The following is a 9,671-nucleotide window of genomic DNA, read 5'->3' as shown; positions in this document are numbered from 1 at the left end:
GAGTCCCGCTCCTGGGCCGTCCGGTCGTCTTCCCTCGCGTGGTGGAGGGGCGGGTGTCAAGGGTGGAGCGCAGCGGAATCGGCGTAGCCGACGCGTAGCGCAGCGGAGCGCCCTTGACTCCCGGGCCGGAACCGCCAACCTCGGGACACCGGATGGCCCCGGCACGCAGCAACGCCACCGGCCCCGCGAAGCCCCCCGCCCCCCGCTACTTCTTCTTGCCCCTGATGTCGATGTGGGCGTTGAACTTTGCGCCCACTACCGTCACGAATACGTTGCCCTGCCTTCCGCGTGTGGCCAAGGTGTCTCCTACCTGGCCTTTGCCCAGGGCCTCCTTGTCCTGGATCTCGGTTGAGTGGAGGTTCGTGAACTGGTTGTAGCGTTGCGTGGCCAGCTCGGCGGCCTCCTCCCATTCCTCCTGGAACTTGGCGTACTCGGACTCCGTCATGCCCGAGCCGAATGTGAAGTTGGGAGGGTTGGCCTGCTCGTAGTGGTGCCTGCACAGGTCGAGTAGCAGGCCTGCGTTGCTTTTGACTCCGACCTCTTTCACCATGGAGTCGGCCTGCTTCTGGATGGCCGCCTTGCGTTCCGCCACCCGTTCCGCGACCCGCTGCTCGCGGACATCGTCGTCCAGGGTCTTCTTGGCTGCCGCCAGGCCGTTGTTCTTGTCCTCGTTGGTCGCGACGCGGACGGACGCTTCGCGCTTGCGTTGCGGGATCAGGCCCCAGGGGAGGCCGATCGACTCGCTGTACTCCGTGAGTAGTTCGGTCGCTTCCGCCTCGTCGTTCGCGTACTCCACGTGACCGATCATCTTGGTCATGGTGCCCCCTTCGCACTCGCCGGTCCGTCCGGCGGGGAGGGCCGCGGGCAACGTCTCACCGGCGGGGTCGTGCGTCACCGGGTGGCGTGCAGTCCGGTTGCGGCGAGGGTGTCGTGTGTCGTTCGCCGTTGATCGGCCGGCTCCTGTGCGACGGCTAGTGGTTGCTGTGTCCTTGGGGTGGTGCGCCTGCCCGCCCGCCCTTCTCCACTACGACGAACTGGCCCATCATTCCGCCGTCTTCGTGTGTCAGTAAGTGGCAGTGGTACATGTATGGCGTGTCCGGGTCGGCCGGGCCTTCGAATCGCATCGCCAGTTTCATCGTCGTGCCGTTCGGCAGGAACACCGTGTCCTTGGCCCCGCGCAGCTCCGGCGGTGGTGCCTCGCCGTTCACCTCCAGCACCCGGAACTGGACGTCATGGACGTGGAAGTTGTGCGGCATCCCGTTGTTGTTCCGGACCGTCCACGTCTCGGTGGTTCCCCGTGTGACGGTCTCGTCTATTCGGTCCATCTTCATCGCGCGCCCGTTGATTCCCGATTGCTTTAGATCGAAGAACCGCCCGCGCGCCGCGTTCTTGCCGTCAGGTACCTCCAGCTCACCCAGCTGCTGCGGGATGTCGGCCGAAGCGCGCAGCTGCTTCGCTGCCCGCAGCTCCAGGACGTCGAAGGAGTCGTCGCCCCCGCTGAACCGCTGGTTCCACGAACTCCCGTAGTTGTCCTGCGGGAAGCTGCGCAGCACGGTCTTCTCGCCCGGCACCATCCGCACCACAATCTCGGCCCGCTCACCGGGCGACAGCTGTATCCGCTCCATGCGGGCCGGCTGTTCCAGAAGGCCGCCGTCCGTGCCCACCAGGGAGAAGGCTCGGTCGTCCGGGAAGCCGAAGTCGTACGTACGAGCCGTCGACGCGTTGAGCAGCCGCAGCCGGACGAGCTCGTCGCCGACCTTCTGGTACGGGCGGAGTGTGCCGTTGACCATGGTCCGGTCGCCCAGGAAGCCGACGTTGCGCATCATGTCGTGACCGTGGTCGAACTTCGCGCCGTCGAACCTGACGTCCTGCACGATCACCGGCAGATCGTCGACCCCGTACTTCTTGGGCAGCGTGAGCCGCGCCGACTGCTTGTCGTCGACGAGGAACATCCCCGCGAGGCCCCGCTGCACGTGCTTCTCCGTCGCGCCGTGCGGATGCGGGTGGTACCAGAGCGTCGACGCAGGCTGGTCCACGGTCCAGTGGGGACTCCACTTGCCGCCCGGTTCGACCATCTGGTGCGGGCCGCCGTCCATCTTCGCGGGCAGGTGCATGCCGTGCCAGTGCACCGTCGACGCCTCATCCAGACCGTTCCGGATCCGCACACGGACCTTCTCGCCGCGCTCCGCGCGCAGCGTCGGGCCCAGGTAGTCGCCGTTGAAACCCCACGTCGATGTCTTGCGGCCGTCCTTGAACTCCTTCTCGCCCGCCTGCATCCGTAGGTCGAAAACGCGCGTGCCGTCGCTGTCCACGCGGGACTTCGCGAGCGGAGGTATCGACAGTTCGTTGTCGAACCGCTCCTCTCCGACCGTGCTGATCTCGGCGTCGTTCCACAGCCACAGGACGCCGCCGCCGGCAGCCAGCGCCACGACGGTCACGAGCGAGCCGAACACGATGAGGACGCGCTTGAGTAAGGACATGCTTCAAGCCTCGCGATGAGCCTCGCCCGAGACATCCGGGAACCCCCCGATCAAGCCCCGACCCGGACCCCGAAGTCCCCCAGGGTTCCGACCCTTAGGGCAGCGCCAACTCGATCCATACCGTCTTGCCGATCCCGTACGGCCGCGGGTACGTCCCCCACGCGTCGGCCAGCAGTTCCACCAGGGCAAGTCCCCGCCCCGACTCGTCGTCCGGCCCCGCCTCCCTCGGGCACGGCAGCGCGTCGCTCGCGTCCGCCACCTCGACCCGGAAGACGTTCCCGTCCAGCACGCACCGGGCCCCGACCTCACGCCCCGCCGGGACCCGCCCATGCCGTACGGCGTTGGTCATCAGCTCGCTGAGCAGCAGTACGGCCGCGTCCGCCACGTCGTCCGGCACCTTCCAGGCCCGCGCCTGCTCGGCCAGCAGTGACCGTGACCTGCCGACACTGCGCGGATCACGCGGCATCCGCCACTCAAACTCCCTCGGCAGAGGGGAAGTTGTGCGTTCCATGCCTCATACGCTGCCGGTCCGGGCATAGCCTTCTGGAGTACCGACACGGGTACAGAACGTAACCGTACCCACGATGCACCCAGAGGGGCGGGGCGCGATGACCGAGGTGAACTCCCAGCCGCCGATGGCCTGGCGCTACTGCGGCAACCAGGTCAAGCGCTGGCGGGAGCAGGCGGGCACCACCCGCGAAGAGCTGTGCAAGGAGACCGGCTACCACTACGAGTACGTCAAGTCGATGGAAAACGGCCGCCGCAAGCCGACCCTCCGCCTGCTCCAGATCGCCGACGAGATGTGCGACGCGCATGGGCTGTTGCTGTCGGCCCAGGACTACCTGAAGCCGGAGCCGTTTCCGGCGCGGTCGCAGGAGTTCATGCAGGCGGAGGCCGAGGCCATCGCCATCCACTCGTACGAGCCGCTGCTCATCCCCGGCCTGTTGCAGACCGAGGAGTACGCACGGGCGTTGATCAGCGAGAGCTGCCCGCCACTGGACGACGAGACCGTCGAGGAGCGGGTGAACGCGAGGCTGCGCAGGCAGGAGGCGCTACGGGCGCGGCCCTCCGTGGTCTTCGGTTTCGTGGTGTACGAGGCTGCGTTGCGGACGATGGTGGGTGGCCGCGAGGCCATGCAGCGCCAGCTGCAACATCTCCTGGAGGCGGGCGAGTTGCGGAACGTGTCGGTGCAGGTGCTGCCGATGGGCAGGTGCAGCGGGCTCGCCCTTACCGGGCCACTGGTGCTGCTGGAAAGTCCGGATCACGAGCACTGCGCGTACAACGAAGTGCAGACGACGAGCGCGCTCTACGCCGACCCCGCCAAGGTCAGTGAACTCGCCCAGCGCCATGGCATGATCCGCATGCACGCCCTCAGTATTGAGGAGTCGGCGGAGTTCATCAGAAGACTGGCGGAGGAGCTATGAGCGACCAGCTTGTCTGGTTCAAGTCCAGCTACAGCGATGACCAGGGCGGCAACTGCATCGAAGTAGCCCTGGAATGGCACAAGTCCAGCTATAGCGACGACCAAGGCGGCGCCTGCATAGAAATAGCCGCCTCCCCCCAATCCATCCACATCCGCGACTCAAAGCTCGGCGAAGCCGGCCCCACCTTCGCCGTCCCCGCCACCGCATGGGCCCACTTCACGGACGGGCTTCGGGACTCGGGATCCGCGCGTCCCCTCTGACGTACCACCCCTCTCGTACAACCCTTCGATCTCCTTGGCTGTCTATGGCACCGTCCAGCACAGCTCCAAGGAGTGAACCTTCATGCCCCTGCCCCTCCGTACCGTCGTTGCCACCGCGGCCGTCACCGCGCTGACCGGCGGTCTGCTCGTCGTTGCTCCCGTGGCTTCGGCGGGCGCCGCGGCCGCCGCTCCCGCCAAGCTCGCCGACGACTTCAATGGCGACGGGCACCGGGACGTCGCGGTCGGCGCGCCGTACAAGACCGTCGGCGGGGCACAGGCGGCGGGTGAGGTGGTCGTGGCCTTCGGGACGGCCGACGGGTTGGGCACCGCCAACAAGACCGCTCTCACTCAGAGCTCCGCGGGAGTGCCGGGTACGCCCGAGGAGAGTGACCATTTCGGGATGTCGATGGCCAGCGGCGACCTGGACGGTGATGGATTCGCGGACCTCGTCGTGGGCGCCGACGGCGAGGACGTGGAGGCCGTCGAGGGCCAGGGCAGCGTCACCATCCTGTGGGGCGGCACCAAACCGTTCACCAGCAGCACCACGACCACCGTGGAGAACCCGCAGAAGTGGCAGGCCCACGGATACGACGTCGCGGTGGGGGACTTCACCGGTGACAGCGGCGCGGACCTCGCGGTGGTCGAGCCGGGCGGGGTCGTCGTGTACGAAGGCGGGTTCGCCCGGGAGAGCAAGCCGGTGCCCGCGTACACCCTGTCGGTCCCCGGTGCGGGTCTTCGGTACTCGGAGGCTGCCGTGGGCGATGTCAACGGGGACGGCCGGGACGACCTGGCGGTGACCGGCGACCCGGACACCGGGCGTCCGGGCACTGACGTCTTCACGGGCCAGGAAGGACGCCCGAACCGGCTTCAGCGCGTGGACGACGGGAACACCGACATCGCTCTCGGTGACATCAACGGCGACGGCTTCGATGACATGGCCACCTCTCTGACGTGGCCCGAGTTCTTCTCCATCGACGACCCCAGTAACGGCTCCGGTTATGTCACCGTCCGCCTGGGCAGCCGGACGGGCTTCGGCGATCCGTTGGTCCTGCACCAGAACAGCACTGGGGTGCCGGGCGCCAACGAGGACGACGACAACTGGGGTGCCTCGGTGGCGATCGGCGACATCACCGGTGACGGCAAGGCCGAACTGGTGGTCGGCGCCAACGGGGAACAGCTCGGTGACCTGGACAACGCCGGTGACGTGACCGTGTTCCGCGGTTCCGCCTCCGGAGTGTCGCAGTCCGGGGTCGTGCGCGTCTCCCAGGACACCGCCGGGGTTCCGGGCGCCGCCGAGGCCGGGGATCTCTTCGGCGCGCAGGTCCGGATCGCCGACTACGACAAGGACGGCAAGGGCGACCTGGCGGTGACAGCCTCCTTCGAGAACAACCGCAGCGGTGGCCTGTGGACCCTGCCGGGTACGTCGTCCGGTCTCACCGGCTCCGGTTCCACGTCCCTCAGCTCGGCCGAATTCGGCCTCGCGGCCGGCTCGCGCTTCGGCGAGACCATGCAGGACTGACGGCGAACGGCCCCCGCCCCGTCGCGGGGACGGAGACGGGGACGGGGACGGGGGCCACGTACGTCGGGGGGCGCGAAGCCGCTGTCCCCGGGCCGCGAAGCCGCTACCCGCGGGCCGCCGCCGGGCGCGGCAGCTTGCAGCCCTTGCGGGTGAGGTCGATCTTGCTGTCGTGTCCGACGCAGGGCACGATCCCGTACGTCTGCTGTGCGTAGTTGATGCCGTGCCGGACCGTCACGTTGCCCTTCCGGTCCACCTCGCACGGGTTGTTGAGGGTGCAGCGCTCGCCGTCCTCGTTGCCCGTGTTGTTGACGGCGGTGACCTTCCCGGTCTTGTGGTCGATCACCGGTGAACCGGACGTGCCGCCGATGGTCTGGCACTCGGGGGTGTAGCGGACGGAGTCCTTCCAGGTCCACTCCCCCTCCTTGAGGCGGTGGGCGAACCCGTCGATCTTGCAGGTGTACGTCTCTTTCCAGTACCCGGAGACGACGGTGATCGCCCGCTTCCCGACCGGGTGGTCGTCCTCGATCTCCAGCGCCTTGATGCCGTACTTCTTCTTGATGTCGGCGTAGGAAGTGGTGAGTTGGTAGAGCGAGATGTCGGTGTCGGTCATCGTCGCGTACGAGATCTTGCTCGCCGTGAGCGTCGCCTTTTCCGCGCCCTTCGCGTCCAGGAGCTTGAAGGTGCGGGTGGACGGCTGGTCGACGATGACCTCGCCCGCGGCCGGGAATCCGGTTTCCAGGCAGTGGCCGTTGGAGAGGACGAGCGCCGGGTCGTCCGCCTTCGACTGCGGCATCCGGACGACGGAGCCCGAACAGTTGCTGAGCGCGACGGTGCCCGCGAAGTCGACGCCCTTCTTCGCGGCCTCCCCAGCCGCGGGCTTCGACGGTGCGCTGTCCGGAGCCGCGATCGCGGGAGCGGAGCCGAACCCTACGAGGGTGAGGGCGAGTAATCCGCCCGCGAGAGCCTTCTTCATGTGTGGAGCCCCCCTTGTAGCTGCGTGTGGCTGTGCCCTGTGTTGTTGTCATGGGCATTCTTCGGGGGGCCGTGAATCAGGGACAAGGGGTGAGAACTCTTGCATTTCGGCGGGACCGGCCGGGGAGAGCCGGTCCCGCCGAGGAACGGACCCTTACGGCTTGGGGAGCGCGCAGCCCTCGCGGCTCAGGTCGATCTTGTTGCCGGGCGCCACGCACGGCACGACGCCGTACGTCTGCTGGGCGTAGTTGATGCCCTCGCGGACCGTCACCTTGCCGTTCTCGTCGACCTCGCACGGATTGTTGTCCGTGCACTCCTCGCCGCTCTCGTTGCCGGTGTTGTTGACGGCGACCACCTTGCCGGTGGCGTCATCGACCACCGGGGAGCCCGAAGTGCCGCCGATGGTCTGGCAGTCGGGGGTGTAGCGGACGGAGTCCTTCCAGGTCCAGTTCCCCTCCTTGAGGCGGTGGGCGAACCCGTCGATGCTGCACTTGTACATCTTCTTCCAGTAGCCGGAGACGACGGTGATCGCCTTGCCCTGCTCCGGGTGCGCGGCGTTCAGTTCGAGCGCCTTGATGCCGAACTGGCTCTCGATCTCGCTGTAGGTGCTGGTGAGTTCGTAGAGCGAGAGGTCGGTGTCGGTCATCGTCCCGTACGCGATCTTGCTCGCCTTGACCGTTCCCGCGTTGCCGCCGCTGGAGTCGAGGAGAGTGAAGCTGCGCGAGGACGGCTTGTCGACGACGACCTCACCGGGCGCCGGGAAGCCGCTCTCCAGGCAGTGGCCGTTGGACATCACGAGCGCCGGGTCGCCGGGCTGCGAGTCCGGCACGCGGACGACGGAGCCGGAACAGTTGCTCAGCGCCACCGTCCCTGCGAAGTCAACCGCCTTGGCCTTGGTGGGGCGTTCGTCACTGACGGCCGCCGCGGGCGCCGCCGTCGCTCCGAGGAGCAGCACGGCGAAGCACGCACCGACGAGAGGCTTGTTCATGTGGGGGGTCCCCTCTGATGACTGTGTGACCGAAGTTGTTTCGGTTTTGTCATGCGCATTGTTGGGGCACCCGGCCGCGAGGACAAGACCGCATACGGACAGAGCTGACCGCTGACAGGACACCCCCCTGTGCGCTACGTGGCGCAAAACACGAGGCGGGTCCCGTTGCGCGCCCGTAAGCTCGCGGCCATGCAGGTCATCCAGTCGACGAAGCTCGCCAACGTCTGTTACGAGATCCGGGGCCCGGTACTCGAGGAGGCGATGCGCCTGGAAGCCGCGGGCCACCGCATCCTCAAGCTCAACACCGGCAACCCCGCCGCCTTCGGCTTCGAGTGCCCGCCCGAGATCCTGGAGGACATCCTCCGCAACGTCGGCGACGCGCACGGCTACGGCGACGCAAAGGGCCTCCTCGCGGCCCGCCGCGCGGTGGTCATGCACAACCAGACCCTGGGCATCGAGACCGACGTGGAGCACGTCTTCATCGGCAACGGCGTCTCCGAGCTGATCGTCATGGCCATGCAGGGCCTGCTCGACGACGGTGACGAGGTCCTCGTACCGGCCCCCGACTATCCGCTGTGGACGGCCGCGGTCTCACTCTCCGGCGGCACAGCCGTGCACTACCGCTGTGACGAGCAGGCGGACTGGATGCCGGACCTCGCCGACATCGAGCGCAAGGTGACCGACCGCACCAAGGCGCTCGTGATCATCAACCCGAACAACCCGACGGGCGCCGTCTACAGCGAGGACATGCTGCGCGGCCTGACGGACATCGCACGCCGCCACAACCTCCTGGTCTGCTCCGACGAGATCTACGACAAGATCCTCTACGACGACGCGGTCCACACCCCCACCGCCTCCATCGCCCCCGACCTGCTCACCCTCACCTTCAACGGCATGTCGAAGGCGTACCGCGTCGCCGGTTACCGCGTCGGCTGGGTGGCGATCTCGGGCCCGAAGGCGCACGCGTCCTCGTACATCGAGGGTCTGACGATCCTCGCGAACATGCGCCTGTGCGCGAACATGCCGGGCCAGCACGGCGTGGTCGCGGCGCTCAGCGGTCGCCAGACCATCAACGACCTCGTACTGCCGGGCGGCCGGCTGGTGGAGCAACGCGACACGGCGTACGACCTGCTGACGCAGATCCCCGGTGTGAGCTGCGTGAAGCCGAAGGGGTCGCTCTATCTCTTCCCGCGGCTCGACCCGAAGGTCTTCAAGATCAAGGACGACCGCCAGATGGTGCTCGACCTGCTGCGCGCCGAGAAGATCATGGTCGTCCACGGCACCGGCTTCAACTGGCCCGAACCCGATCACTTCCGGGTCGTCACGCTCCCCACGGTGACGGACCTGACCGAGGCCGTGACGCGGATCGGCACCTTCCTGGACGGCTACAGCCAGCCCTAGCCGCCGAGAAGCAACCCGAATCAACTTTAGACTGAATCTAATGTAGGATGGCTTTCAAGCTACCCGCCAGGAGGCCATCCCATGTACGAGCCGATCCGCACCAAGTCGGTCCATGCCATGGCCGACCCGGGCGACTTCCCCCACCGCTCCCGCGAGGAGGAGCTGGACATCCAGCTCGCCGCACATCTGGCCGCGCTGCTCGCCGTCACGGACGAGCTGCGCGCCCTCGCGCCCGCCGCGGATCTGGACGAGGCCGCCGAGCAGCTGTCGTCCGAGGTGGCCCGGCTGCGCGGAGGCCTTGCGCCCGTCCGCTCGGCCGTGGTGAGCGCCATTCACGAACCGCACCTCACCGCCCTGCACCAGCGCGCCCACGCCTTCGCCGGGCGTGCGCTGGTTGTGGCCGCGTCCCGGGCGGACACGGCCGCCGCGATTCTCGCCGCGCGACGTATGGATGCGCATGCGGGCGCGGCCCGGCTGGTCGGCGCCCACTGAGCTGCCGCGAAGGCTGCTTGCGCGACCGCGGATGCGCCGTGGCCGGGCGCGCAGTTCCCCGCGCCCCTTCGGGCGCGGCCCATGAACGGCCCCGGTCCGAACGCCTCTAGGCGTTCGGACCGGGTGCCACCTACC

The 9,671-nt window shown here is 67.9% G+C and carries 10 protein-coding genes; 5 read left to right on the top strand and 5 right to left on the bottom strand.

What is annotated here, in order from left to right; translation table 11 throughout:
• Nucleotides 1–205: 205 nt before the first annotated feature.
• From ACIBCK_RS27970 to ACIBCK_RS27960, 3 genes are all read right to left on the bottom strand, one after another.
• Nucleotides 206–817, bottom strand: coding sequence for a hypothetical protein (locus ACIBCK_RS27970; RefSeq protein WP_399394594.1), 612 nt, complete (start codon nucleotides 815–817; stop codon nucleotides 206–208).
• Between the two features lie 154 nt (nucleotides 818–971).
• Nucleotides 972–2,480, bottom strand: coding sequence for a multicopper oxidase family protein (locus ACIBCK_RS27965; RefSeq protein ID WP_399394593.1), 1,509 nt, complete (start codon nucleotides 2,478–2,480; stop codon nucleotides 972–974).
• A 94-nt stretch (nucleotides 2,481–2,574) separates the two neighbouring features.
• Entirely contained in the window at nucleotides 2,575–2,946 is a 372-nt protein-coding gene (locus ACIBCK_RS27960) for an ATP-binding protein (RefSeq protein ID WP_399394591.1), read from the bottom strand.
• Nucleotides 2,947–3,088: 142 nt separating this feature from the next.
• Between ACIBCK_RS27960 and ACIBCK_RS27955 the strand changes: the two genes are divergently transcribed.
• The 3 genes from ACIBCK_RS27955 (at nucleotide 3,089) to ACIBCK_RS27945 (ending at nucleotide 5,683) form a co-directional block, all read left to right on the top strand.
• Nucleotides 3,089–3,904, top strand: coding sequence for a helix-turn-helix domain-containing protein (locus ACIBCK_RS27955; RefSeq protein WP_399394589.1), 816 nt, complete (start codon nucleotides 3,089–3,091; stop codon nucleotides 3,902–3,904).
• On the top strand, nucleotides 3,901–4,164 hold the full coding sequence (locus tag ACIBCK_RS27950) for a DUF397 domain-containing protein (protein WP_399394588.1): 264 nt from the start codon (nucleotides 3,901–3,903) through the stop codon (nucleotides 4,162–4,164). The genes ACIBCK_RS27955 and ACIBCK_RS27950 overlap by 4 nt, the downstream gene beginning before the upstream one ends.
• 82 nt (nucleotides 4,165–4,246) lie before the next feature.
• Nucleotides 4,247–5,683 carry an FG-GAP-like repeat-containing protein gene (locus tag ACIBCK_RS27945; protein ID WP_399394587.1) on the top strand — a complete coding sequence of 479 codons (1,437 nt, stop codon included), beginning with the start codon at nucleotides 4,247–4,249 and terminating at the stop codon, nucleotides 5,681–5,683.
• A 103-nt stretch (nucleotides 5,684–5,786) separates the two neighbouring features.
• Here the strand turns inward: ACIBCK_RS27945 and ACIBCK_RS27940 are convergent, their stop codons facing one another.
• Together ACIBCK_RS27940 and ACIBCK_RS27935 are read right to left on the bottom strand one after the other, a co-directional pair.
• Nucleotides 5,787–6,656, bottom strand: coding sequence for a trypsin-like peptidase domain-containing protein (locus tag ACIBCK_RS27940; RefSeq protein ID WP_399394585.1), 870 nt, complete (start codon nucleotides 6,654–6,656; stop codon nucleotides 5,787–5,789).
• A 153-nt stretch (nucleotides 6,657–6,809) separates the two neighbouring features.
• Nucleotides 6,810–7,643: a serine protease gene (locus ACIBCK_RS27935; RefSeq protein ID WP_399394584.1), complete on the bottom strand. Its 834-nt coding sequence runs from the start codon at nucleotides 7,641–7,643 to the stop codon at nucleotides 6,810–6,812.
• Nucleotides 7,644–7,832: 189 nt separating this feature from the next.
• Here ACIBCK_RS27935 and ACIBCK_RS27930 point away from each other — a divergent pair, with 189 nt between their 5' ends.
• Nucleotides 7,833–9,044, top strand: coding sequence for a pyridoxal phosphate-dependent aminotransferase (locus ACIBCK_RS27930; protein ID WP_399394582.1), 1,212 nt, complete (start codon nucleotides 7,833–7,835; stop codon nucleotides 9,042–9,044).
• An 81-nt stretch (nucleotides 9,045–9,125) separates the two neighbouring features.
• The gene (locus tag ACIBCK_RS27925) at nucleotides 9,126–9,536 is read left to right on the top strand and encodes a hypothetical protein (RefSeq protein ID WP_399394580.1); all 411 of its coding nucleotides are present in this window, start codon (nucleotides 9,126–9,128) and stop codon (nucleotides 9,534–9,536) included.
• Nucleotides 9,537–9,671 lie beyond the last annotated feature (135 nt).

Origin of the sequence: Streptomyces sp. NPDC051218 (assembly GCF_044455475.1) — a bacterium.
Classification (GTDB): Bacteria; Actinomycetota; Actinomycetes; order Streptomycetales; family Streptomycetaceae; genus Streptomyces.
This window is presented reverse-complemented; position numbering and strand designations above follow the sequence as displayed.